The sequence below is a fragment of the Bacteroides ovatus genome (genome assembly GCF_001314995.1).
Taxonomy (GTDB): Bacteria; Bacteroidota; Bacteroidia; order Bacteroidales; family Bacteroidaceae; genus Bacteroides; species Bacteroides ovatus.
In genome coordinates, this window is record NZ_CP012938.1 from 1,711,763 (window position 1) to 1,737,844 (window position 26,082).

The window sequence follows — 26,082 nt, forward strand, 5'->3', positions numbered from 1 at the left end:
CTATTTTGTTAATTCTTAAAATATAGGTATGATTAGTTCGGAGATATTCATTATCAAAAGAGACGGGAAAAAAGAAGCTTTTTCCCTCGACAAAATCAAAAATGCCATATCCAAGGCATTTTTATCAGTAGGTAGTTTTGCTACACAAGATGTGATAACCAATGTGTTAAGCCGTGTCAGTATCAGTGACGGAACAAACGTAGAGGAAATCCAAAACCAGGTGGAAGTCGCCTTGATGGCAGAACATTATTACAGCGTGGCCAAAGCGTATATGCTGTATCGTCAAAAACATTTGGAAGACCGTGAAGTCAGAGACAAACTTAAATTCCTCATGGATTATTGCGATGCTTCCAACCCTGCCAGCGGTAGCAAGTACGATGCCAACGCCAATGTGGAAAACAAGAATATCGCCACGCTGATAGGAGAACTGCCCAAATCCAATTTCATCCGCCTCAACCGCCGCCTGCTGACAGACCGTTTGAGGGATATGTATGGTAAAGAGGCTTCCGACCGTTATTTGGAACTCCTGAATCATCACTTCATCTACAAAAATGATGAAACCAATCTGGCGAACTACTGTGCCAGTATTACTATGTATCCCTGGCTGATAGCAGGAACAACAGCAGTAGGAGGCAATTCTACCGCCCCGACCAATCTGAAATCCTTCTGCGGAGGATTTATCAACATGGTATTTATCGTATCCAGTATGCTAAGCGGCGCATGTGCCACTCCTGAATTCCTGATGTACATGAACTATTTCATTGGTTTGGAATACGGACAGGACTATTATAAACATCCGGATAAACTGGCAGACTTGTCTCTGAAACAAAGATCGATCGATAAAATCATCACAGACTGTTTCGAGCAAATCGTATATTCCATCAACCAGCCTACGGGTGCCCGCAATTTCCAAGCAGTTTTCTGGAATGTGGCTTATTATGACAAGTATTATTTCAATAGCCTTTTCGAGCACTTTGTTTTCCCCGACGGAAGCAAACCCGACTGGGATTCGCTTAGCTGGTTGCAGAAGCGTTTTATGAAATGGTTTAATAAGGAGCGTACACGCACCGTTCTGACATTCCCTGTAGAGACAATGGCACTCCTGACCAAAGACGGCGATGTACTGGATAAGGAATATGGCGACTTCACCGCTGAAATGTATGCCGAAGGACATTCATTCTTCACCTATATGAGTGACAATGCCGACTCTTTGAGTAGCTGCTGCCGTCTACGTAATGAAATACAGGACAATGGCTTTAGTTATACACTGGGAGCCGGAGGAGTCTCTACCGGTTCGAAGAGCGTGTTGACCATCAATCTGAACCGTTGTATACAGCATGCTGTGAAATCAGGTATCCTCTACCCTTTCTTCCTGGAAGAAGTAGTAGACCTAGTTCACAAAGTACAGCTTGCCTATAATGAGAACCTGAAATTATTGCAGGCAAAGGGTATGTTACCTTTGTTTGATGCGGGTTATATCAATATGAGCCGCCAATATCTGACTATCGGCGTGAACGGACTGGTGGAAGCAGCCCAATTTATGGGAATCGACATCAACGACAATCCGAAATACGAGGCTTTTGTGCAGGAGATTCTCGGCATGATTGAGAAATACAATAAGAAATATCGTACCAAAGAAGTACTTTTCAACTGCGAAATGATTCCTGCCGAAAATGTGGGTGTGAAACACGCGAAATGGGACAAGGAAGCCGGATTCCAGACTTACCGCGAATGTTACAACAGCTATTTCTATATTGTAGAAGACAAATCGCTGAACATTGTCGATAAATTCCGCCTGCACGGGCATCGTTATATCGAGCATCTGACGGGTGGTTCGGCTTTGCACATGAATCTGGAAGAGCATCTTAGCAAAGAGCAATACCGGCAGTTGCTTCGTGTTGCCGCTACCGAAGGTTGCAACTACTTCACATTCAATATTCCGAATACAGTATGTAACAAATGCCATCATATCGACAAACGGTATTTGCATGAATGTCCCGAATGTCACAGCGAGAATGTGGATTATCTGACCCGCGTCATCGGATATATGAAGCGTATCAGCAATTTCTCCCAAGCACGGCAAAAGGAGGCCGATTTAAGATATTATGCTCCGGTACGCTGATTATGATATTGTTTTTCAGGAGATACCGGATGAGGTGACATTAGCCATCAACCTCTCCAACTGCCCCAACCATTGTAAAGGGTGCCACAGTGCATATCTGATGGAAGACGTAGGAGAACCATTGACGGAAGAAAGTCTTTCTACCCTGCTCGGTAAATATGGAAAAGCAATTACCTGTGTCTGTTTCATGGGCGGTGATGCTTCACCCGCAGAAGTGGAACAATTAGCTGCTTTTTTACACAAGCAGACCATCACTCCGGTAAAAGTCGGATGGTACTCCGGGAAGAGCAAGCTGCCGGAGCACTTTGATGTATCTCATTTCCAATATATAAAGTTAGGACCTTACATCGAGTCTCTGGGAGGATTAAAATCTGAAACGACCAATCAACGGTTGTACCACATAGAAAATGGAATAATGGAGGATATAACTTATCGTTTTCTCCCCCATCATTCCAAAAAGATTTCTTAATAAGAGAAACGCTCAAACGGAGTATGTTATATTTACCGTTTGAGCGTTCTTTTTTCTAACTACTTCTTTTCATTCGTATTTATGATTTCAGTACCCGCTTCAATCTGTTTAATCCTTCTATCAACCGCTGTCGCGGACACGCAATATTGATACGGATAAACCCTTCACCAGTCTCTCCATACAGACTGCCTTCGTTCACCCAAAGTTTTTCTTTCTTCAACAAGTCTTTTACTATTTCTGCTGACGTTTGATTCAAGACCGAGCAATCCACCCAAACCAGATATGTACCTTCCAACATCATTACGGGAAATTCCGGAAGATATTCATCAAAATAACCTTTTAAATAGATGTAATTCGCAAACAAATAGATTTTAAGTTCTTCCAGCCATTCTTCGCCCTCATTGTAAGCAGCCATCAACGCCTCCACTCCGAAAGGATTCACATCACAAACTTCATTTATATTAATCGCTTTATCTATTCTCACCCGTACATTTGCATCTGCAGAAATAATATTGGCTATCTGAAGCCCTGCCAGATTAAAAGCCTTGCTAGGCGAAACAAAGGTTACCGAATTCATAAGAAACTCTTCTGATATAGAAGCGAAAGGAGTATATTCATGCCCCAGAAAAACCAATTCACAATGAATTTCATCAGCAATCACAAACACATTATTCCGAATACAAATCTCACCTATCTGCCTTAATTCCTGCTTACTCCATACTCTTCCGACAGGATTATGCGGATTACATAACAACATGAGTTTTACCTTCGGATCGGAAGTTTTCTTCTCCAAATCATCAAAGTCAATCTGATACCCTCTGTTTCTATATACTAAAGGATTGGCAATCATCTCGCACCCGTTATTACGGATAGAGGAGAAAAAGCAGTTATATACAGGCGTCTGTACCATCACTTTATCGCCGGGTACTGTCAGTGCTTTAATTGCAGCAGATATTGCCGGCACAACTCCGGTAGTATAAATAATCCATTCTTTTTCTATCCGCCAGGCATGTCGTCGTGCAAACCAATTGGTTATCGCTTCGTAGTATGCGTCAGGTACGCGTACATATCCGAAAACCCCATGTTCCACCCGCTTCTTCAATGCCTCCACGACGGGGGGAGCTGTACGGAAATCCATATCAGCCACCCACATCGGCAAGACATCCGCATCTGCGGACGAATCCCATTTATAGGAATTCGTACCTCTGCGTGGAATAATTTCATCGAAATTATATTTCATATTTCAATCAAAACAGGTTAGATCGTCCCAAAGTTTCAATTCGCAATTTGCTGGTGATTTAATATTTTCGTCCAAAATGATTGCTCCGAAACTTTCGGCAACAATACTTCCCGTACGAGGATTTTTTACGCTATGAACGGGACTTTTAATCGTTGCCTTCACACTACTGTGTTCAAAAGCAAGGTCAGCATCTTCTGCCATCGTACAATTTTCCATCACCAGATCATGTGCGTAGCAAAGCGGTTGAGTCCCCGAAATCCTGCAATTTACCAAACGTAAGTTTTTAGAATGCCAGCCCAGATATTCTCCGTTCAGCTCGGAATCATAGACTGTTACATTTTCCGTATTCCAGAAAGCATCTTTGGAGTTGATAACTGCATTACGGATTTCTACATTCTTGCAATATTGGAACGAATAGTTCCCGTTTTGGGCATAGTTTTGTATCTTAATATTCTCACTGTGTATAAAAAGGTAATCCGCTTTATCAATCTGTACGTTCTTCAGCTCTATATTACGACAATACCAAAACGTTTCCAAAGCATTAGGCAACTGCACGTTTTCGAGTTTTATTCCATCCATTTCACGGAACATCTTCGGTGCTTCTACCAAGGTATCTGCCATTTGCAGACTTTGAGAGTACCATAGAGCAGCACGGGCTCCCTCTGTAAAGAGACAGTTTTTCACAATGAATCCGTTGGTATGCCAAAAAGGATATTTTCCTTCAAAGCGACAGTTGATTGCTATAATATTACTACATTCTTTCAATGCAGATTCACCGGCGTGAATTGTTACATCTTCCAGTTGAAGGTCGTGGGTCGCGAACAGAGGACGTTCGCCTCCATATTCTTTATTTCTTATTTGTTCCATTAGTTTATTCTTTAATCTGTTATTTCAAAAGTTACATTTACGCCTCCTGAACCAAGGGCGGAGGCCAGTCCTGAAGGATTTGTTATACGTCCTAAACGGGTATAAGTATATGAAGTGGAAAAGGTTTCATAAAATAAGACCACACAAGTGGAACCGTAAAGCATCAAGTCACCTGTCCGAATAGTCCCGGGATTGGACGACGCTGTCGGCAAACCTTTCGACAGATAATAATATTTTTCATTACCATGCAGTTCGGACATATCCACTGTCATAGGGAGTAGTCTCTTAAATGCTTTCGCTGTCTCATTATTGTCCAATGTGGCATTGAATGAAACAGGTCCGATTGTTATTTTAAGATTATTGCTCACTGGGGTATCATCGTTATTGTCGTCATTATCATCGGGATTATTGCCATTATTGTTACTGCCATTATCACCGGAACCAGAACCATTACCCGGAGTCACTTGTTGACCTGTTCCCTGTATAGGTTCATCTTCGCTACATGATGCGGAACCGACCGATAATGTCAGCATAGTAAGAATTGCTATTATATAGTATCTCATATTTATAGTATTAAAACTTATTTCTTTAGATATTCCTTAAAGAAGGATTCCAGTTTATTAAATGGAATAAGGCTCACACGATCGTAAAGATCTACGTGTCCGGCACCGGGTACTATATACAGTTCTTTAGGTTCGGCAGCGAATCGGTAGGCGTCTTCACTAAATTCACGTGAGTGGGCATTTTCACCGGTGATGAAAAGCATAGGGCGGGGTGAAATAGTCTCAATATCTTCGAAAGGATAGAAATTCATAAATTTCACATTGCTTGAAAGTGTAGGATGAGTGGTGGTCATAGGAGTTGCTCCGTCGGGGGTAAATTTTCCTCTTTGTGTACGGTAGAACTCATAGAACTCCCGTTCAATCGGACTGGACTTTTCTGTCAGTTGATGTACAGTGCCACCTGTATATTTAGTTTCTCCACCTAAAAATTCAGCATAACGCTGTTCTGCCGCTTCAGCCATTATTTGCTTTCTCTGTTCCAATGTCAATGAGTGTTTTAACCCGTTACGGCTAGCCGTACCCATATTGTACATACTGATTGTCGCAATGGCTTTAAGGCGAGGGTCTATTTTCGCTGCACTGATAGCAAAACTTCCACTACCGCAAATACCGATTACTCCAATTAGATTCCGGTCAACAAACGGACGGGTACCTAAAAAATCAACTGCGGCACTAAAGTCTTCCGCATAAACTTCCGGCAGAACAGCATTGCGCGGCTCGCCTTCACTCCCACCCCAAAAAGACAGGTCTATGGAGAGTGTTACAAACCCCCGTTCGGCCATTTTCGTTGCGTAAAGATTCGCGCTCTGTTCCTTGACAGCTCCCATTGGATGTCCGACAATGATTGCAGGGTATTTGTCCCCTTCTTTCATATTCTTAGGCAGAAACAAATTTCCGGCTACCTTCATTTTATACTGGTTGGAAAAAGAAACTTTCTCCACACTTACCAAATCACTTTTATAAAAGTTATCTGCATCTGTCTGTGCAGAAGAAAAACTAGTTCCAAGCATCATCATAAATACAGTTGTTAATAATAAAATCCGTTTCATATCTCTTATTTTTAATTATTAAAGAATTGATTGTCTACTTTCTACATTGCAAAAATACGATGAAAGAAAGAGACCTTTTGTAGATGAATTACTGACATAATAACCCCAATTACAGATTATATTTTTTTATTATTCTGTTACAATATTGATATTAACCTGCTTCCGGATATGCGCTACGCGAACCCGCAGATAAACGAATACAATACTCGCAATCAGGAAAAACAACGAGCCGAAAACAGAATATCGTGTGCCCATCTCTGTAATAAAAGCTCCGCATATAGCTGTACCAATCGTCGTTCCTAAATTGGCTGAAGTCAGAAACATTCCATTGGCAAAGTCTGGTGCTTCGGGAGCAGCATCTGCTATCATATATTGCATATTATTACTTGCTATACCCGCCAATACGCCTAAAATAAGGATGACAATCACCATAGCTCCAATCCATTCTCCAACGATGAACAGACAGATATATGAAACCAATAATGCAAAAGGCATAAGGATAATTGAACGTTTGGCATTTATTGATAGCAGTTTCCCCGCCATCACATTACCCACAATATTTGCCAAACCATATACGAGCAACACTGCACTTATCACATTATATGGGACCTCCGTTACTTTTTTCAGGTAATCCGACATATAGCTAAAGAATCCGAACATAGCTCCATTAATTAAGGTAACAGCAATAATTGAATACCACATCGTTGTTTTCTTCAATACGCTAAGCTGTGCACCATAAGATACTTTTTCTTTTACAGGCATGGAAGGGATAAACAGAATCGTAGCAACAAAGACTAATGCGTTTGCAACAGTGAAAAACAACATCGCCATGGAGAACGAAACTTCGCTGGCAATAAAACTAGTCACCGGAACGCCCAGCACCATGCCGGCGGACACACCGACAAAGACTTTAGAAACAGCCTTGGGAGCCTGTTCCTTGCTGACAGACGCCGCGGCTACTGTAAAAGCCATAGAGACATATACCGGATGCAGGAAAGCGGGAAGTATCCGAGCAATCAACAATACTGTGAAATTAGAGGTAAACATGGATATTACATTACTTATTGTAAACAATCCCAATGCCAGCAACATTACTTTCTTCCGGTTAATCCCCGAAAATAATAAAGGAGTCACAGGGGCTGACGCAGCCACCACCAATGCGAAAACACTTACCGTCCAGCCGGCTTGAGGTACGGAAACATTAAAAGTTGTGGCTATCAAGGGCAGGATCCCCACTACTCCCATTTCGGTGTTTATAATTCCAAATACACCGACCGTAAGGATAAAGACGAGCAAACCGCCCGAATTGAGTTTTAATTTATTTTTTTGTTCCATAGTTACTATATGCTATTTATAATTCCAATCCCATTTTATAGGCGTTTTCAAGATGTACTTTATCAATCTGCCGTGCCAGTTTCTCGCATCCGGTAGAACCGCCGGCACAATATAATCCCACTTCATTCCAACCTAACGCCTGATTGAGAAGACGAAAATATCGTATGGGCTGTTCGAAGGTCGTATCATTATCATCACCGGCTGTCATCAGTAATACCGAATCTTTTTGAGGATATTTATCATCGACAGAAATGGCATAAAGTCTATCAATGAACGATTTCAGCTTTGCCGTGATTGTCCAAAAGTAAAGAGGAGAAGCCATAACCACTGTATCACATTCCGCAAACAAAGGATATATATCCTGCATGTCGTCGCGAACAGTACACTGATGTGCAAGACGCTGACAAACTCCACATCCCCGGCACCCTTCTATCCGCATACTACCCAGATAAACCTTCGTCACAGAATGTCCGCGCTCTACCAATCCTTTAATGTATGCATCGGTCAGTCGGTCTGTATTGCCGCGTTTTGTGCCTGCACTCATTATTACAAGTATCTTTTTCATATTTCCCTGATGTGTTTTATCGATTAGCGAAGGAAGTGAAGTGTCTGTCGTTTCTTTACTATTCAAACACCGATAAATAGTCGTACCACCTAATAGTACGCCTCCGGTTGTTAGTAACACGCTTTTCAAAAAATGCTTTCTATCCATATTCTCTCTTTTATTAATTTCCTCTGATTCATCAAGTTTTATTTAACATGGCAAAGGTCAGAAGAATATAAAGAAGCCGTTGTAGACGGATTACGGGTATGATAACCCCAATTACAGATTAGTCATTTCCCTACTATGAAAACAGAACATTTATCTGTATCTTTGTTACCGATTCCAAATACCAAAAGCCATGGATAAAGTTATAAAACTAGAGAATGTAAATCAGTATAACGAACTGTACGGACTGGAAACATTGCATCCTTTGGTTAGTGTCATCGACTTGACCAAAGCAACGAAAACAGTTAACCATATCCAGATGAACTATGGTCTTTATGCTCTTTTCCTAAAAGAGAGCAAGAGCTGTGACATTAAATATGGTCGTCAGTATTATGATTACCAAGAAGGAACCATTGTCTGTTTTGCCCCAGGTCAGACAGCCGGTGTGAGTACCATTGAAGATGAAATCAATCCGGCTGTTTATGGTATTATTTTCCATCCGGACCTGATTCGCGGCACCTCACTTGGAAAAGATATTAAGAAATATACTTTCTTCTCTTATGCAGTAAACGAGGCTTTACATCTTTCAGATCAGGAAAAGGAAATAGTCATGGATTGCCTGAAGAAAATCAGTATCGAACTTGAGCATGGTATCGATAAACATAGCAAAGCATTAATCGCCATGAATATCGAACTGTTACTGAACTACTGTATGCGTTTTTATGAACGGCAGTTTATCACCCGGAACAGTGCCAATAAAGATGCTCTTACAAAGTTTGAACAACTTCTGGATGAATATTTCCAAGATCAACTTCCCATACAAAACGGGTTACCTTCCGTGAAGTACTTTGCTGATAAAGTCTATCTCTCCCCCAACTACTTTGGTGATATGGTAAAAAAAGAAACAGGAAAAACTCCACAGGAACATATTCAGACCAAAGTAATCGAACTAGCCAAAGAACGTATTGTCGATACGGAAGAAACCGTCAGCCAGATAGCTTATTCGTTAGGATTCCAATACCCGCAACATCTCTGCAGATTATTCAAAAGACGCGTCGGATGCACGCCTAATGAATACAGAAATCAGGCTTTAGCATAAAAATATAGTCCCTCAAATAAGGGAACTGTAATATAGGTAAAACAATCCGTAATTCATATACAAACAGATTTCAAATCCTGCTGTATCTTTGCAGTGTCATAAAGAAATAAGTAAAAACATTATTTAGAAAAACTGTTTGATATGTATTTAGAAAATATTTATTCTCCTGCAGATGTTAAGAAACTGTCGGAAAAAGAGCTAAACGAATTAGGTGGAGAAATCCGTGCAGCACTCCTGCAAAAATTAAGTGAGCATGGCGGGCATTTCGGACCTAATTTCGGAATGGTGGAAGCAACGATTGCTTTACATTATGTATTCAATTCGCCCAAAGACAAAATTGTATTTGACGTATCGCACCAGAGTTATGTACACAAGATGCTGACCGGTCGTAAAGATGCGTTCCTTCATCCGGAAAAATACGACAACGTATCAGGTTATACCGAACCGCAAGAAAGTGAACATGACTTCTTCATCATTGGACATACTTCCACTTCTGTCAGTCTGGCCAGCGGATTGGCAAAGGGACGTGACCTTACAGGCGGCAATGAAAATATCATAGCCGTCATAGGGGATGGTTCTTTAAGCGGAGGTGAAGCTTTCGAAGGATTGGATTATGTAGCAGAGCTTGGTACTAACATGATTATTATTGTCAATGACAATCAGATGTCTATTGCCGAAAATCACGGTGGACTATATAAGAACCTGAAAGAATTGCGTGACAGCAACGGTCAGTGCGAATGTAACTTCTTCAAGGCTATGGGTCTGGATTATATATATGTAAATGACGGTAACGATGTACAGGCGTTGATTGAAGCATTCTCCAAAGTGAAAGATATTCAGCATCCGATAGTAGTACACATCAACACTTTGAAAGGTAAAGGTTATGAACGTGCCGAACAGGATAAAGAGACTTATCACTGGCGCACTCCATTCAATCCGGAAACCGGAGAAGCAAAAGTCAATTATGAGGAAGAAGATTACAGCGAAGTAACCGCTCAATATCTGCTGAAAAAGATGGAAGAAGATTCTCGTGTGGTGACAATCACTTCGGGTACTCCTGCCGTTCTCGGATTCACTCCGGACCGCCGCAAGGAAGCTGGCAAACAGTTTGTAGATGTCGGCATTGCAGAAGAACACGCAGTAGCTCTTGCTTCGGGTATCGCAGCCAATGGCGGAAAACCTGTTTACGGAGTGTATAGTACATTTATCCAACGTTCATACGATCAACTTTCGCAAGACCTCTGTATCAATAATAACCCGGCTGTTTTGTTGGTATTCTGGGGAACACTGTCCGGAATGAATGATGTAACTCACCTCTGCTTCTTCGATATTCCGCTCATCAGCAATATTCCTAATATGGTTTATCTGGCACCGACTTGCAAAGAGGAATATCTTGCTATGCTAGAATGGAGTATCCGCCAAAATGAATACCCGGTTGCTATCCGTGTACCGGCAACAGATGTAATTACTTGTGGGGAACCGGTGGAGACTGATTATAGTGTTCTCAATCGCTATAAAGTGACGCATCGTGGATCAAAAGTAGCCATTCTTGCTTTAGGTTCGTTCTATGGATTGGGACAGTCGGTTGCATCACTTCTGAAAGAAAAAGCCAATATTGACGCAACACTCATCAATCCGCGTTACATCACCGGTGTAGACAACGAACTGATGGATGAACTGAAAGCAGATCACGAATTAGTGATTACGTTGGAAGACGGTGTATTGGATGGCGGTTTCGGTGAAAAGATTGCCCGTTATTATGGTGCTACAAACATGAAAGTTCTGAACTTTGGAGCTAAAAAAGAATTTGTTGACCGATATGATATACAGGAGTTTCTCCGTGCCAATCATCTGACGGATGAACAGATTGTAGAAGATATCACAGCAGTGATCGGTTAAAATCAAACCCATTCACTATATATTCAGGTAGGTTGATGTATACGGTCTTTAAGGACAGTTGAGTTGCATCAACCTACTTCCATTTTCATTCAAATCAGCCAACTTATTATTTAAATTCATTATATTCACTATTCAGTTCAGTAATTCCCCATTCAGTTCAGCAATCCTTTCCGTTCAAATCAATAATCCTTTCCGTTCAAATCAATAATCCTTTCCGATAATTCAACGGGGTCTGTCCCGCATTTCTTTTAAAGAACTTACAAAAACCGGCTGCATCACTAAACCCCAGTTTAGCAGCAATCTCGCCAACCGTAAATTTGGTAGAACTCAATAAAGTACGCGCTTCCATTACTAACAATTCATTAATAAGGCTATTGATAGTCTTACCTGTTCCAAGACGTACAATGCGTACCAGGTACTGTTCACTAATAGCCAGTTTATCCGCATAAAAGCTCACAAAATGTTCTTCCCTGAAATTACGGGTAACAAGTGCATGAAATTCTTGCAGAACGTGGTCTTTACGACTGATCTCTTTTTTGATAACGGTCTTTCGGGAAAGAAAATCTGCTATATCCAAAAACAGAGAATTGCACGCTGCCTGTATACGCCGGAAAAGGAAATGATGTTCAATATTCATCAGATGCATCAATACTTCCAGCTCCTTATGGATGATTTGAGCTTCATACTCTGTCAACTGAATCGTATATTGCTTATTCCGCCTCATGGTTGCCAACAGGATTGCCGTGATTTGTGTCAGATATGAATCGTCCGTCCGCATAGATTCGGAAAGGGCGAGAGTGATAAATTTAATATCCCGGCTTGAATAAAGATGTTCCGTGAGATAATTTGCTCCGTGAATAAGTAACATATTCGGTTCTATCGCAATAAACTCTCCATTCAGTAGAATTTCCGAACGGCCTTCAAGAACGAATATCATATAAAGCTCCCGATTGAAATAACATTCATTTGCCGGATAACTTCTATCTTTATATTCACTCCGGAAACAGACTACCTCCTCTTTATAATGAGGAAGTTCAGGATGCTCCTTCAACAATTGTGTATTATCAAATATACGAGATTTTACCATTTACACCTTTATTTTATGACGTAAAAATACGATTTGTTTCGGATATGACAAAAACTGTATGGAATTAGATAATCTATTTCAGAGTAAAAAACAAGACCTTTGCATATCCTTTTCAATACATGAGAAAGGAATCAATAGAAAGAGGTTAAAAAGACATGGAAATGAAAGAGATTTTTAAGAGGTATTTAGTGTTTGTTATCGGACTCTATTTTTTAGCGGCAGGTATCGTGTTGATTATACGCTCGGCATTGGGAACTACTCCCATATCGAGCATCAATTATGTATTAAGCCTGAATAGTCCTTTATCGTTGGGTACTTGCACATTTATCATCAACATGGTGCTTATCCTGGGACAGTTCTGGTTAATCCGAAAGAATAGAACCCGACAAGATATTATTGAAATTCTTCTTCAACTACCGTTCTCTTTTATCTTTTCGGCATTCATTGATTTCAATATGATGCTGACAAGCGAACTGCATCCCGCTAATTATGGTATGTCGATTGCTTTATTACTTACAGGATGCATGGTGCAGTCTATCGGAGTAGTGCTTGAACTGAAACCAAAAGTAGCCATGATGAGCGCAGAAGCATTTGTGAAATATGCATCCCGCCATTATAACAAGGAATTTGGAAAGTTCAAAGTTTATTTTGATATTACTTTGGTTACATTAGCCGTGATTCTCTCGCTGCTGCTGACTCAAGGTATTCAGGGAGTACGAGAAGGATCACTCATTGCCGCTTGTATAACGGGGTATATCGTCAGCTTCCTGAATCAGAAGATAATGACTAGAAAAACCCTCCATAGATTACTGCCGGTCTGGAAGTAAGCCCTATATCTATTTAAAATAAACGCCTTATAAAAGGAGTCATATAAAAAGGTCAATATAAGAAAATCACTATAAAAGAAAGTCGCTTCTCTGTTAGAATCTGATTGATTCTTTCAAAGAAGCGACTCTTTATTTTAGATATAATTATACTCGTATTTACTTCTTCTGACTATCTATCTCTTTCAGAAGTTCATCCACAGCCACCTTTAGTTGGGTATCCTCTCCTTTGACTACTGTTTCCGGATTATTGGCAACCTTTACATCCGGTTCCAATTGGGTATTTTCCAAATAACTGCCGTCAGGCAAACGATAACCGACGATAGGAATACCAAAGACCAGTGAAGGATCTTGTAAAGTTTCCCAAGACACACTTGTCATAGTACCCGGAACAGGCATACCGACAAGTTTGCCAATCTTTTGATGTTTATATACCCACGGAGTTCCGTGTGCATTCGAGTAGTTGGCCTCACATTGCAACATAATGGAAGGTTTGTTCCAACGACGGCTCGGCATATCACAGGCTTCACGTCCACGCACTACTTGTGTGAAATACTTCTGACCACTGAACAGTATTTCAATATCTTCATGCAGACGGCCACCACCGTTGAAACGGGTATCAATCACAATGCCTTCGCAGTTGTTATATTTTCCCAGAATGTCCGAGTATACAGTACGGAAGCTATCATCTCCCATCGACTGAATATGAACATATCCCAAACGTCCTTTCGACCATTTTTCAACATCTGCCGCACGTTGTTTTACCCAACGTTTGTATAACAATCCATTCAGTTGCCCGTTGGTGACCGGCATCACCACTTCTTCCCAACGCTCTTTATTTTGTGGATTGTAGATTGAAATCAATGTTTTTTTCCCTGCTTTATTATTCAGCAGACAGGTTATGTCATTATCGAGAGTTATCTCTTCTCCATTAATCTTTTCAATGATGCAACCAACCTTTACTTTGGTACGTGAATGATCGAACGGACCTTTTTCTATTACTTCGGCAATCTGCATTCCTTTTCCCTGATAATCCCAGTCGAACAAAAGTCCGAGATTAGAAGTGACATCTCCTTTTCCTTTGGGAGAATAACGTCCTCCGGTATGTGAAACATTCAGCTCACCCAACCACTCACTCAATAATTCTGCAAAGTCATAATTGTTATCAATATGAGGCAAGAACTTACGATAAGCATTAGTCATAGCATCCCAGTCAACCCCGTGCATATTGACATTGTAAAAACGTTTTTGATGTTGTTTGTACACATGGTCAAACATCGTTTCACGTTCGGCAGCCAAGTCCATTTTCATTTCAGCCTGATAGCTGATGGACTTCAACGCATCCGACTTGGCATCCATCTTTTGCATAATCCGGCTTCCCAACAAAAAGATATCTCCTTTTTTGTCCAACATCAACGATGCCCAACCGGTATTGAGTTTGTGCAGACGCTTCGTATCTTTTTCACGGAGATTCATTTTCCAAAGGTCATATCCACCTTCGAACGCGGAGAAATAGTAAAGATCTTCCCCGTCTTTTGAAAGTATGGCACTACCCAAGTCGGAAGAATTGGGAGTCAAACGTACGATACGGTCTTCAATGCCGTTCAGCTCGACAAGTATCTCTTTTTGATCTGCCTTATCATCAGCAGACTCATCCTGATTACTGTCTTTGCTGCTATCTACTTTGCTCTTTTCCTTGTCGGCCTTGCTTTTATCAGTCTTTCCCTTGTTAGCATTTCCTTTATCTGCTTTTTCCGCCTTAGACTTCTTTCCGTCTTTCGTCTTCTCATCGTCTTTCTCCTTTGCCTTCTTCTGTTCCTTTTCAAATTCCTTGAGTAATTCGAAATCTTCCTTACTCAAACGGTAACGATCATAAGCATCCTGATTGAGAAACACCAACATCACATCTTGCTGCGATCCCCAGGAAGCGTGCGCACGCATACCATAGCGTTCGGTTTGGAAAAGAATAGCATTCCCATCGAGTACCCAACGCGGAGCACCACTGATATATCCACTATTTGTCAGATTAGTAATTGCCCCTCCCTGTGCGCTGACAATGCCTACATCCGAATAAGGATCGTGACGGTTGCCTATAAATTCAAGAGTGAACCATTTACCATCAGGCGACCATTCGTAATCGAATCCTCCTCCGGTGTTATACCATGTAGAACCATCCGTTACCTGACGTACCTTTTTTGTTTTCAAATTGAGTACCATCAAACGATTACGGTCTTCGATAAAAGCCAATTCTTTACCGTCCGGTGAATATTGCGGATAAGTACGTTCTACCGTTTTAGACGGTAATAATACTTCCTCTTCAATAAGAGTGGCATTAGGGAAATTCGGGTCTTCCTTACGACTTATTTTGGCGGTATAAAGTTGCCAGTTACCGGTTCGCTCGCTGGCATAAACCAGTGTCCGGTTGTCCGGAGCAAAAGAAACGGCAGCTTCTTTTGCCGGAGTATTTGTGATTTGCTTGGTGGTAGCATAATCAGTTGAAGTCACGAACACATCACCACGTACAATAAAAGCAATTTGTTTACCGTCCGGAGATACAGAAGCGGAAGTTGCTCCCTGTGAGAATTTAAGTGTAGCAAGCTGCTGCTCATCATCACGGACCAATTCTACTTTTACTTTTTCCGGACGTGCACCAGACTTCTGTGTGTATAACTCACCATCATAGGTATAACATAAGGTACCTTTATCGCTGACAGACAAAAAACGTACCGGGTGAGTTTTGAAAGTAGTCACAGCTTTCACTTCCTGTGGAGTATTCAAAAAGAAAGTATACACATTGAAGGAACCTCCATCACGCTCACTTAAAAAATAGACAGCATTACCATCAGGTGCATACACAGGATTACGGTCCTCTCCTCCCCGGTTTGTCAGGTTCGTATGTTTTCCCGTTTGGGTATTATATAACCAGATATCTCTCGTAATGGAAGAAGTATGATGCTTTCTCCATTCATCTTCAAACCCTTTACGATCCTGATAAAGAAAGTTCTTCCCTGTTTTATCAAAACAGACCAGTTCGGCAGGAGTGCCCAGCACTTGCTCGGTACGTCCGCCGGCAACAGGAACTTTATATAATTCCGTCATCGCTCCTGTAGGAAACAGGGCACTGCTTGCCGGATCCTGTATAGAGGCAGAGAAAAAGACATACTTTCCATCCGGAGTAAAAGCCGACGGTATTTCTGATGCAGAATGATAGGTCAGTCGCCGGGCGGCACCTCCGTCAGCAGGCATAATGAATAAGTCAAAATTTCCATTCCGGTCACTGGCAAACGCAATTTGCTTGCCATCGGGCGACCAAACCGGATTGGCTTCATAAGAGGTTTGTGTGGTGAGTTGAACAGCTGTTCCTCCTTGTGCAGGGACTTTATAAATGTCACCCTTGTAACAAAAAACAATTTCTGATCCATCCGGTGATATACGTGCATCACGCATCCACAAAGGAGTAATTGCATAGCTGGATAATGCTGATAGTACCAGCGCTAAAGAAGTTATTAGTTTCTTCATATCAAATTATTATAAATTTATTCCGATAAATCAATCGGTTTGAATTAGTTTTCCCGTGTAATTATAAAATGTGCTATCACCAAAATCTTTATAAAAGAAGGCATATTTATCCACTCCCGTACAATGACAAACGCCAATCTGTCGGGGAAGATATTCCTGTAAATAATCTGCAATGACCTGATATTTTTGTTTTTCCGCGTTATGGATATGAAAACCTCCCAGAAGTAACTTACAAGGAGATTCGGGAAAGGCAGCCTGAACCGTACGCAAAATATTGGTTATTCCCCGATGAGAACAGGCACTTAATACAGAAAATCCTTCCGGTTCCACCAATACCATCGCCAATTCATCCTGAAAAGTATCCGGTATTTTGCATCCATCTTCTTGCTGAACCCAAAAACGTTCAAAATGGGTATCTGCCTGATTTATAATATCAATAGACGGAAAAAGGAAAACTCCGGGAAGCAGTTCGGTCTGCTCTGTAATAAAGCGGAAACGGGAACGATCGAGGTTTTGTGTATGTATCATCCCGTTCTCACGTTCATCCTTGAATTTAGGAGAAAAAATCTCACGCTTACAGACAACGGTTGCCTGTGTATTCAATTCCAAAAAATAACGTAGTCCGCCCGTATGATCGCTGTGACCATGAGATAATATCAAATAATCTACTTTTTGCAAGTCAATATGCAACAAGCGGGCGTTACGGATAAACAAGTCGGATGCTCCCGTATCGAAAAGTAATCTATGTTCTTGAGTCTCGATATATAGAGAAAGACCATGTTCTGCCTGCAATTTACGTCCATAGACACAATTCTCCACAAGAGTCGTTATTTTATAGCCCATGATACTTAGTTAGTTATCAAACGAATTATACAAAATAAAAAGTTCTGCCACAAAATTATAATAATTCTGTGGCAGAACAAGCAATCCAGTCAATTAAGTAATCGTAAAAAGGGGAAAAAGGTGAGGGTAGTGAGGGAGGAATTGCAACCTTTTATTTTTATATTTTATTTTTTCCTATCTATATTTTCTCTAAAAAAAAACACGAATGTTAGAAATCCTCCCTCACTACCCTCACCTTTTCCCCTCTTCTTATAAAAAAAGACGGCGGAAAATCTGGAAAACATAACCGTCTTTTCCAGATTTCCCGTCAGGTTTTAAAAGTTAAGTTCAAAACTATATCTCAAATATTCGAACAAATCCATTTATCATATTCTTTATGAATATCTTTAATATGGAAAACAAACAGTTACACCATCTTTCCCATATTATATGCTTCCTGCATGTAGGGAGTATCTTTAATCTCTCCTACTTTCCATGCACCGATTCCATAGACCGTCCCTTTTTCCTGTGGTCCTTCCAAGCAATCGAGGAAGCCACGGAAGCCGTCGATAGTACGCTCCATCATTGCTTTATCGTTTTCTGCTGCCGCAATAATGAAATAAAATTCCTTATTAGTTATTTCAGTATAACGTGCGCAACAGCGGTCAATCATTATCTTCATCTGCCCGCACATGGTGTAAAAATAGACCGGGGTTGCCATTACAATCACATCTGCAGCAATCATCTTTTCTACAATTTCCGCTGCATCATCCTTCTGCGGACAAGGTTTACCGTACATACTGCAAACACTACATCCCGTACAAGGATGAACCGTTTTGTCTTTCAGAAAAATCTTCTCTACTTCATTGCCCGCCTCGATAGCACCTTTCATAAATTCATCACAAAGCAAATCCGAATTACCACCTTTACGTGGACTGGACGAAATTATCAAAACTTTTTTAGCCATAACTTTCTTTTATTACTTTTATCTTTCAGAATTAATCAGTCTGTTCACTCTGCAAAAATAGACAATTTATAACATAGCGAATGTATATAAATTACAGAGAAATATACCCAGATTACAGATTCAAACATAACAAAAGATTTTTTCTACCAATATTTAATTTATATCTTTGTCCACAATACGAACAACATGATACAATGAAAAAAATACAACTGACCGACACACATAAAGAAAAGCTGTTTCAAATCCCCCTTTTCCGGAATTTGCCCTTAAACATTAAAGAATCCCTATTGGAGAAACTAGATTTCGTAGTCTATATAGCAAACAAGAAAGAGATAGTTGTTACGCAGGGAACGCCTTGCAACAAACTGTATGTGTTGTTGGAAGGGAAATTGCGCACGGATATTATCGACGGACTGGGAAATGAAGTGATGATTGAATATATCATTGCGCCACGCACTTTTGCCACTCCACATCTTTTTAGCTCGGACAACACATTGCCGGCTACTTTCACTGCCCTTGAGGACAGTGTGATACTTATGGCAACAAAGGATTCTACCTTTAAAGTTATCAGCCAGGACCCGCAAGTATTGCACAATTTTCTCTGCATTGCAGGCAATTGCAATATCTGTACCGTATCACGTCTGAAACCACTCTCCCGCAAGACTGTCCGGGAAAGATTTATCGTTTATCTGTTCGAGCACAAGAAGAAAGATTCCCTGATAGTGGAGATTACACATACGCAATCCCAACTTGCCGAATACCTGAATGTATCACGTCCCGCCTTATCGAAAGAAATTAATAAGATTATCAAGGAAGGGCTTATCACTATGGAAGGGAAACGGGTGGAAATTTTGAATAAGGCCGCTTTAGAGAAATTCATATAATAAAGAAACAGGGGCAGGGTTGAAACTAAGGAATAATTTGGCTCTTATATCGAAAACAAGTTAAATATATAAATGAGCCGAAGAGAAATAAAACTGTTTTTGCTATATTTGCAATCAGAAAGAAAAGCAAAAAAATATGACAGATGAACAATTAGGGCAAATGAAGCTTATCTTCAATTACAACGATGTATTCTACAGCTTCTTCTATGATGACCTCAGCGGCTGCGTACATCGCTCCCGCGAATATGCCATCAATTACGTCTATTCGGGTGAGATGATTCTCGACAATGGCAATGAGCAAATTCATGTCGGAAAAGGCGAATGCGTCTTCATACCGCGCGACCATCACATTACGATGTACAAGAAGACGAAAGATGGTGAACGCTACTGCGGTATCTTCCTGATGTTCACACGTCGTTTCTTACGTGAAATGTACGGTAAGTTGGAACAACGTAAAGTACCGACCAATACCGCGAAACTCAATTCCGGAGTGATAAAACTTCCGAAAACGGCCGAACTCGCCAGTCTGTTCGCTTCGATGACGCCCTACTTCGATCCGAAGGTGAAACCTGCGGATGACCTGATGCAACTGAAATTGCAGGAAGGTCTGCTCGCATTATTACATATCGACAAAAAGTTCGCGCCGACGCTTTTCGACTTCAATGAACCGTGGAAAATAGATATTCTGGAATTTATGAACGAGAACTACATGTACGAGCTCACGATGGAAGAGATGGCACACTACACGGGACGCAGCCTTGCCACATTCAAACGGGATTTCAAGAAAATCAGCGACCTCACTCCCGAAAAATGGCTTATCCGTAAACGACTCGAAGTAGCTTACGCCCTGATGAAAGAGGGCGGCAAAAAGGTCGTGGATGTTTATGCCGAAGTCGGTTTCAAGAACCCGTCTCACTTCTCAACCGCCTTCAAAAAACAGTACGGTATGCCGCCGACCGCCACATTCGTGTAAATCGGAGCAAAATATATTGAGTTTTTTAATTAAATTATTTAAGCCTCACTGCGACATCGCAGTGAGGCTTAAATATCAACTTACAGCTTGTTCCTTACAGTAACCTTACGGTAAGGGCAGCCCTGATAATTTACCGGAAAATATAGAGTATACAATCTTCATAGCAATGTGTATGCTGATGCCATATTGTCCACCGCCAAACTTGATTATCATAAATTCAGAACTACTTTTCCTGCCATTTGCATGGAGCTTTTAAGAAAATAGATAGTTGAGCTTTTGAGTAACTCCTTTTGAGCCCGACAATAATGTGCCGCTTATTTTATAGCCGTACCTTTGCAATATGAAATAGAACAATAACCATTTAAATAATAGAATGATGAGAACAGCGAATTTTAAATCCGCAGCTATCGCAGCCTTGTTAAGTATGGGGTTGCTTACCGGCTGCACGAACGGTATTACAAATCAAAAGACAAGTAATCATATGGACACATTGAATCTTACACAGGAATGGGACAAAAAGTTCCCACAGAGCGACAAGGTTAATCATCGTAAAGTAACTTTCAAAAACCGCTATGGCATCACACTTGCCGCCGACTTGTACGAACCCAAGAATATCGAAAGTAAACTCCCTGCCATTGCCGTTAGCGGCCCTTTCGGGGCTGTGAAGGAACAGTCATCGGGACTTTATGCGCAGACAATGGCCGAACGCGGATTCCTCACCCTTGCGTTCGACCCCTCTTATACGGGCGAGAGCGGTGGCGAACCCCGTAATGTGGCATCGCCCGACATCAACACCGAAGATTTTAGCGCGGCAGTGGATTTCCTGATTGCACACCCCAATGTAGATGCCAAACGCATCGGTATCATCGGCATCTGCGGATTCGGTGGTATGGGACTGAATGCCGCGGCAATGGACACGCGCATCAAAGCAACAGTAGCTTCTACAATGTACGATATGAGCCGCGTGAATGCCAACGGCTATTTCGATGCCGAGGACAGTGCCGAAGTACGCCGCAACAAACGCGAGGCGATGAATGCTATCCGGACCCGTGATGCACAGAACGGCACGGCCACTCCCGGTACGCCCGGTCTGCCCACTAGCATCAAGGGCGACGAGCCGCAATTCGTCAAAGACTACTTCGATTATTACAAGACTGAACGTGCTTTTCACGCCCGTGCCATCAATTCTAATGGTGCATGGAACCCCACGATGGCTCTTTCGTTCATCAATATGCCATTGTTAACCTATATCCACGAGATTGACAATGCTGTATTGCTCATTCACGGCGAAAATGCCCATTCGCGTTATTTCAGCGAGGATGCCTTCAAACGCCTCAAGGGCAACAACAAGGAGTTACTAATCGTTCCCGGAGCCAACCACACCGACCTTTACGACCGGAAGATTCCGTTTGACAAACTGGAAGCATTTTTCAAGTCAAACCTCAAATAAAATAAAAACATGAGTATATCAACTAAAAATAAGCATAACCACTTGTTGATGTTCATCCTCACACTCGGAGTATTCGGAATATTGAATACTGAAATGGGAGTAGTGGGCATCATCCCTATCATTGCCGAAACCTTCGGTGTTACGGTGCCGGATGCGGGTTGGACGGTCAGCCTCTTTGCGCTGATCATTGCCTTCTCTGCTCCCGTCGTACCGTTACTTTTTTCACGGGTAAACCGTAAAACGGTCATGGTGCTCGCCTTGTCCGTGTTCGTGATTTCCAACCTCGTTTCGGTCTTCACGACGAACTTTACCGTACTGTTGATAACCCGTGCGATTCCGGCATTCTTTCATCCGCTCTATGTATCCATCGCTTTCTCAACCGCAGCCTCTTCCGTTAGTCGGGAGGATGCTCCGAAAGCCGTTTCCAAAATCTTTGCCGGAGTATCGGCAGGAATGGTGCTCGGAGTGCCCGTGACGAGCTACATCGCCAGTGAATTTTCATTCTCTGCAGCAATGGTATTTTTTACCGTTGTCAATGCATTTGTACTGCTCGCCACTATTTTCCTCATACCGTCCATGCCCGTTAAGGAACGGTTATCGTATGGCACACAACTCAGCGTATTGAGAAAGCCCGTATTGTGGAACTCCTTCCTTGCGGCATTACTGATGAATGCAGCCATGTTCGGATTTTACAGCTACTTGTCCGATTACCTGATAACGGTTACAGATGTCTCCTTCAAGGTAATCAGCCTTCTGCTGTTTGTTTACGGCATGGCAAATATCGTCGGAAATATCGCAGCCGGAAAGTTGTTGGCACAACGTCCTTTCGCCACGTTGAAATACGTACCTGCCATCATGGCGATACTTTATCTCGTACTTTACGGACTAGGGAAACTGACCATACCAACGTCAATCGTCATTCTGATATTGGGAATATTCGCAGGTATTGCAAATAACGGGAATCAATTCATGGTATCTACGTCGGCAACCGAAGCACCCGATTTTGCCAACGGATTGTTCCTGACCGCCGCAAATCTCGGAACAGCGTTGGGAGCGGCAATATGTGGCATGTTCATAACCGTATGGGGAACACAATCATCTCCGTTGGGAGCTGTGGCATTCCTGCTTGTCGGAGTGGCAAGCATTATTATCAGGAATAGCTTAATGAGCCGCAATAAACACATAATGGCAGTGACAATATGAAGAAAACAGAACGACCAATAATCACTTTCCCGAATGGACAAACTGTTTGTCCGTTGGGACAAGGCACATGGAAAATGGGACAATCCGCCGCACGGCGGCATGAAGAAATACGGGCATTACAACATGGCATCGAGCTGGGAATGAACCTTGTCGATACTGCCGAGATGTACGACAACGAGGAACTGGTAGGCGAAGCTGTCCGCGACTGTAGAGAGAAAGTGCTTCTCGTGAGCAAAGTTTTACCGAGTAATGCAAGCTATCGTGGAACGAAACTCGCCTGTGAACGAAGTTTGCTGAAGCTCGGAACGGAGTATATCGACCTCTACCTGTTGCACTGGAAAGGACGCCATCCTTATGAAGAAACCGTTCGGGCGATGACCGAATTGCAACAAGAGGGAAAAATCCGTTTATGGGGTGTCAGTAATATGGACACAGCCGACATGGAACGTATTGTTTCACTGTCCGGTGGAAGCGGCTGCGCCACCGATCAGGTACTCTATAACCTCGGCGACCGGGGCATAGAGTTCGACCTCATGCCGTGGTGCGCTGCCCGTAGAATGCCGCTTATGGCCTATTCGCCGATCGGAGAAGGACGACTTCTGCGCCACCCTACATTGGTGGAAATCGCCCGGCGACACGATGTATCGCCTGCACAAATCGCATTGTCGTGGACGATGCGTCAGCCCGGTATCATTGCCATACCCAAAGCCGGTAATGTAACCCATGTGGAAGATAATTTCCGAAGCCTTTCCATTCATCTGACAGAGGAAGATTTGCATGATTTGGATACCGCGTTTCCCGCACCGGCACGGAAAATACCATTGGCAGGTTGGTAATAACATGAAATGCTATAAATTATGAACTATAATAAGAAAAATGAATAAAGTCATAGATAGTATGCTGGCACATCGTTCCATCCGTTCATACACCGACAGAACGGTAAGTGATGAAGATTTAAACTCCATCATCCGTGCCGTACAAGCCGCACCGAACTGGGTAAACCTGCAACTCGTTTCCATAATTGCAGTAAAGAATACCGACCATAGAAGACGTTTAGCCGAATTATGCGGAAATCAGGTACACATTGCCGAAGCTCCCGTATTCCTCGTGTTCTGTACTGATTACCATAGGGTGGCTCTTGCCTGCCATAAGAAAGAGCAAACGCTCGATGAAGTAATGCAGGACATTGACACATTGCTCGTGGGAGCTCATGAAGTCGGTATCGCTCTCGAAGCGGCTGTCGTGGCTGCCGAATCATTGGGATTGGGAACAGTCCCTATTGGAGATGTACGTAAAAATGCGCTGGAAATTGTCCATGAATTGCAACTTCCGGAATATGTCTTTCCTATGTTGGGATTATGTATCGGCTACCCCGCAGAAGAACCGGGATTAAAGCCTCGTTTTCCACAACAGGCTGTCTTTTTCGAAGAGACATATAAGACTGATTTAAAAGATAAACTCGCTGAATATGACGTTATCTACGCCCATTATCTTAAAGAACGTCCATGGAATAATCGTGTAGGCAACTGGACAGACCTGGCAGCTGATTTCTACCGACATCCGTTTCATTACAAAGGAGTTGCGGATGCCTTAAGTCAACAGGGATTTACCTCGGCTAAAAGCAGATATTCGGTATAGAGATCAAAGTCCTAAAATCCCGGTCAACATAAGTCAACCGGGATTCTCATCATTCTGTTTATTTCTCTACCATTTAGTGAAAAATACTTTCGGATTGATATTCAACGATACCCATCCCCAATCCTGCCAGCTTTTATGATTGCCGGTTTTCACAGCGTCCATCGTCTTCGTACCACGCATAAAAGAATATCCGGCAGAGAGTTTCACATCTTTCATGATCGACCAGTTAATCTGATAATCAACTTCCGAACCTAATGATTTCTTTAAATCCTGAACTTTAACTGCTGTACTAAAATAATGGTAATTAAGTTCCATATCTACCTTGCCAGATAGACGGAAACGACCTCCGATACGAGCATCCATCAATCCCGGTGCATAACCGTTTGCAAATGTAGAAGCATAAAAATAATCCATTGCTCCATAGAATTTATGATGGGTCCCATAAAGAGGATCAAAAGCCTTATACTTACCGCCATTTCCTTTATCACCGCTTAAATAATCAAAACTAGCCACGGCTCCCCATGTCTGATTAAACGTATAGGCGGCTTGTATGCTACCCATCAAAGCTGAAACTTTCTCCGCAGCTTTATTCTTACCCATCTGATAGTAGAAAGCACCATCCAGATTCCAGTTACTATTCTTATAAGTGAGGTAAGTACCCATTGTTTGTAAATAGCGGGTATGAGAATCATCCGTGGCTTTATCACCCGTTTCCAATCCCAGATTCATAAACAATAAAGAAGCTCCGAACGGAACATTATCCGCTTTATAATGATACCAGACGGTTTGCATATTCTTATAAGGCTGTCCGGTAGAAGAATCATAGTAAGTACCTCCACTTGTTCTATTGTCATTATTCTGGTTAAAAGCAAGAATCAGATGGACTTCATTATTTTTGTTGGCATATCCCAGCTTCAATGCATCGTGGTAACGGCCCGCTACATTCCAATCCAGTCCTCCCAAAATACGTTCATCATCATAAATCAATGACTGACGTCCCAGTTGAGCAAAGAACCCTTCACCAAAGTTCAGTTTCGCCCAAGCCTCATTCAACATAAAACGCCCATTCTTCTCAATCTGCGGGTCTTGTCCCCAAACACCGACATGCTGTGCCGACATCTTTAGTTCCAGATCCGAACGTTTATAATCCATCGAGAGGCGTGCACGGTTATTGATGAAAGATGTAGGAGCTACCCCTTCATCCCGTGGAGTCAATGCACCATTCCGATACTCCGCACGAGGTCTGATTTGCATAGACATCGTAAATTCATTCTCTTTCTCCGTGTTTTGTGTATATGCCATGCTTGGCAATAGCATAAGCAAGAATGACCAATAAAGTGTTTTCATTGATATTGAAGTTTAA

Annotated in this window: 22 protein-coding genes; 11 read left to right on the forward strand and 11 right to left on the reverse strand. The window is 42.0% G+C overall.

Annotation, left to right across the window (positions count from 1 at the left end; all coding sequences use genetic code 11):
- The first annotated feature begins 28 nt into the window (after positions 1-28).
- Both nrdD and nrdG read left to right on the forward strand, forming a co-directional pair.
- Positions 29-2,122: an anaerobic ribonucleoside-triphosphate reductase gene (gene nrdD, locus Bovatus_RS06990; protein ID WP_004297063.1), complete on the forward strand. Its 2,094-nt coding sequence runs from the start codon at positions 29-31 to the stop codon at positions 2,120-2,122.
- Positions 2,106-2,591, forward strand: a complete 486-nt coding sequence (gene nrdG / locus Bovatus_RS06995; RefSeq protein ID WP_004297064.1) for an anaerobic ribonucleoside-triphosphate reductase activating protein — start codon at positions 2,106-2,108, stop codon at positions 2,589-2,591. The genes nrdD and nrdG overlap by 17 nt, the downstream gene beginning before the upstream one ends.
- Positions 2,592-2,670: 79 nt before the next feature.
- Here nrdG and Bovatus_RS07000 read toward each other — a convergent pair whose 3' ends face one another.
- The 6 genes from Bovatus_RS07000 to Bovatus_RS07025 all read right to left on the reverse strand — a co-directional run bounded on the left by Bovatus_RS07000 (position 2,671) and on the right by Bovatus_RS07025 (position 8,357).
- Positions 2,671-3,831: a MalY/PatB family protein gene (locus Bovatus_RS07000; RefSeq protein ID WP_004297065.1), complete on the reverse strand. Its 1,161-nt coding sequence runs from the start codon at positions 3,829-3,831 to the stop codon at positions 2,671-2,673.
- Between the two features lie 3 nt (positions 3,832-3,834).
- Complete coding sequence (locus tag Bovatus_RS07005; RefSeq protein WP_004297066.1) at positions 3,835-4,698, reverse strand: DUF3737 family protein; 864 nt, start codon at positions 4,696-4,698, stop codon at positions 3,835-3,837.
- An 11-nt stretch (positions 4,699-4,709) separates the two neighbouring features.
- Positions 4,710-5,261 (reverse strand): cyclophilin-like fold protein, encoded by a 552-nt coding sequence (locus Bovatus_RS07010; protein ID WP_004297067.1) that lies wholly within the window; start codon positions 5,259-5,261, stop codon positions 4,710-4,712.
- A gap of 17 nt (positions 5,262-5,278) precedes the next feature.
- Complete coding sequence (locus Bovatus_RS07015; protein ID WP_004297068.1) at positions 5,279-6,310, reverse strand: alpha/beta hydrolase; 1,032 nt, start codon at positions 6,308-6,310, stop codon at positions 5,279-5,281.
- A gap of 129 nt (positions 6,311-6,439) precedes the next feature.
- Positions 6,440-7,645: an MFS transporter gene (locus tag Bovatus_RS07020; RefSeq protein WP_004297070.1), complete on the reverse strand. Its 1,206-nt coding sequence runs from the start codon at positions 7,643-7,645 to the stop codon at positions 6,440-6,442.
- Positions 7,646-7,661: 16 nt separating this feature from the next.
- Positions 7,662-8,357: a flavodoxin family protein gene (locus tag Bovatus_RS07025; protein ID WP_004297071.1), complete on the reverse strand. Its 696-nt coding sequence runs from the start codon at positions 8,355-8,357 to the stop codon at positions 7,662-7,664.
- Positions 8,358-8,547: 190 nt separating this feature from the next.
- Here Bovatus_RS07025 and Bovatus_RS07030 point away from each other — a divergent pair, with 190 nt between their 5' ends.
- Positions 8,548-9,453: a helix-turn-helix domain-containing protein gene (locus tag Bovatus_RS07030; protein WP_004297072.1), complete on the forward strand. Its 906-nt coding sequence runs from the start codon at positions 8,548-8,550 to the stop codon at positions 9,451-9,453.
- A 141-nt stretch (positions 9,454-9,594) separates the two neighbouring features.
- Positions 9,595-11,352, forward strand: coding sequence for a 1-deoxy-D-xylulose-5-phosphate synthase (locus Bovatus_RS07035; protein ID WP_004297073.1), 1,758 nt, complete (start codon positions 9,595-9,597; stop codon positions 11,350-11,352).
- Positions 11,353-11,548: 196 nt separating this feature from the next.
- Here Bovatus_RS07035 and Bovatus_RS07040 read toward each other — a convergent pair whose 3' ends face one another.
- A complete protein-coding gene (locus Bovatus_RS07040) occupies positions 11,549-12,439 on the reverse strand; it encodes a helix-turn-helix domain-containing protein (protein ID WP_004297074.1) in 891 nt (296 codons plus the stop codon).
- Between the two features lie 155 nt (positions 12,440-12,594).
- Here Bovatus_RS07040 and Bovatus_RS07045 point away from each other — a divergent pair, with 155 nt between their 5' ends.
- The gene (locus Bovatus_RS07045) at positions 12,595-13,266 is read left to right on the forward strand and encodes a YczE/YyaS/YitT family protein (protein WP_004297076.1); all 672 of its coding nucleotides are present in this window, start codon (positions 12,595-12,597) and stop codon (positions 13,264-13,266) included.
- 156 nt (positions 13,267-13,422) lie between these two features.
- Here Bovatus_RS07045 and Bovatus_RS07050 read toward each other — a convergent pair whose 3' ends face one another.
- The 3 genes from Bovatus_RS07050 to Bovatus_RS07060 all read right to left on the reverse strand — a co-directional run bounded on the left by Bovatus_RS07050 (position 13,423) and on the right by Bovatus_RS07060 (position 18,571).
- Positions 13,423-16,782 (reverse strand): S41 family peptidase, encoded by a 3,360-nt coding sequence (locus Bovatus_RS07050; protein ID WP_004297077.1) that lies wholly within the window; start codon positions 16,780-16,782, stop codon positions 13,423-13,425.
- 30 nt (positions 16,783-16,812) lie between these two features.
- The gene (locus tag Bovatus_RS07055; protein ID WP_004297078.1) at positions 16,813-17,625 is read right to left on the reverse strand and encodes an MBL fold metallo-hydrolase; all 813 of its coding nucleotides are present in this window, start codon (positions 17,623-17,625) and stop codon (positions 16,813-16,815) included.
- A gap of 406 nt (positions 17,626-18,031) precedes the next feature.
- Positions 18,032-18,571: a flavodoxin family protein gene (locus Bovatus_RS07060; RefSeq protein WP_004297080.1), complete on the reverse strand. Its 540-nt coding sequence runs from the start codon at positions 18,569-18,571 to the stop codon at positions 18,032-18,034.
- A 194-nt stretch (positions 18,572-18,765) separates the two neighbouring features.
- Between Bovatus_RS07060 and Bovatus_RS07065 the strand changes: the two genes are divergently transcribed.
- The 6 genes from Bovatus_RS07065 to Bovatus_RS07090 all read left to right on the forward strand — a co-directional run bounded on the left by Bovatus_RS07065 (position 18,766) and on the right by Bovatus_RS07090 (position 24,719).
- On the forward strand, positions 18,766-19,455 hold the full coding sequence (locus Bovatus_RS07065) for a Crp/Fnr family transcriptional regulator (RefSeq protein ID WP_004304055.1): 690 nt from the start codon (positions 18,766-18,768) through the stop codon (positions 19,453-19,455).
- Between the two features lie 136 nt (positions 19,456-19,591).
- Positions 19,592-20,428: an AraC family transcriptional regulator gene (locus tag Bovatus_RS07070; protein ID WP_004304056.1), complete on the forward strand. Its 837-nt coding sequence runs from the start codon at positions 19,592-19,594 to the stop codon at positions 20,426-20,428.
- A 376-nt stretch (positions 20,429-20,804) separates the two neighbouring features.
- A complete protein-coding gene (locus tag Bovatus_RS07075; RefSeq protein WP_004321299.1) occupies positions 20,805-21,878 on the forward strand; it encodes an alpha/beta hydrolase in 1,074 nt (357 codons plus the stop codon).
- Between the two features lie 9 nt (positions 21,879-21,887).
- Positions 21,888-23,081, forward strand: a complete 1,194-nt coding sequence (locus tag Bovatus_RS07080; protein WP_004297086.1) for an MFS transporter — start codon at positions 21,888-21,890, stop codon at positions 23,079-23,081.
- Complete coding sequence (locus Bovatus_RS07085) at positions 23,078-23,917, forward strand: aldo/keto reductase (protein WP_004297087.1); 840 nt, start codon at positions 23,078-23,080, stop codon at positions 23,915-23,917. Before Bovatus_RS07080 ends, Bovatus_RS07085 begins: the two co-directional genes overlap by 4 nt.
- Positions 23,918-23,957: 40 nt before the next feature.
- The gene (locus Bovatus_RS07090) at positions 23,958-24,719 is read left to right on the forward strand and encodes an NADPH-dependent oxidoreductase (RefSeq protein WP_004297088.1); all 762 of its coding nucleotides are present in this window, start codon (positions 23,958-23,960) and stop codon (positions 24,717-24,719) included.
- Between the two features lie 66 nt (positions 24,720-24,785).
- Here the strand turns inward: Bovatus_RS07090 and Bovatus_RS07095 are convergent, their stop codons facing one another.
- The gene (locus Bovatus_RS07095; protein ID WP_004297089.1) at positions 24,786-26,066 is read right to left on the reverse strand and encodes an alginate export family protein; all 1,281 of its coding nucleotides are present in this window, start codon (positions 26,064-26,066) and stop codon (positions 24,786-24,788) included.
- Positions 26,067-26,082 lie beyond the last annotated feature (16 nt).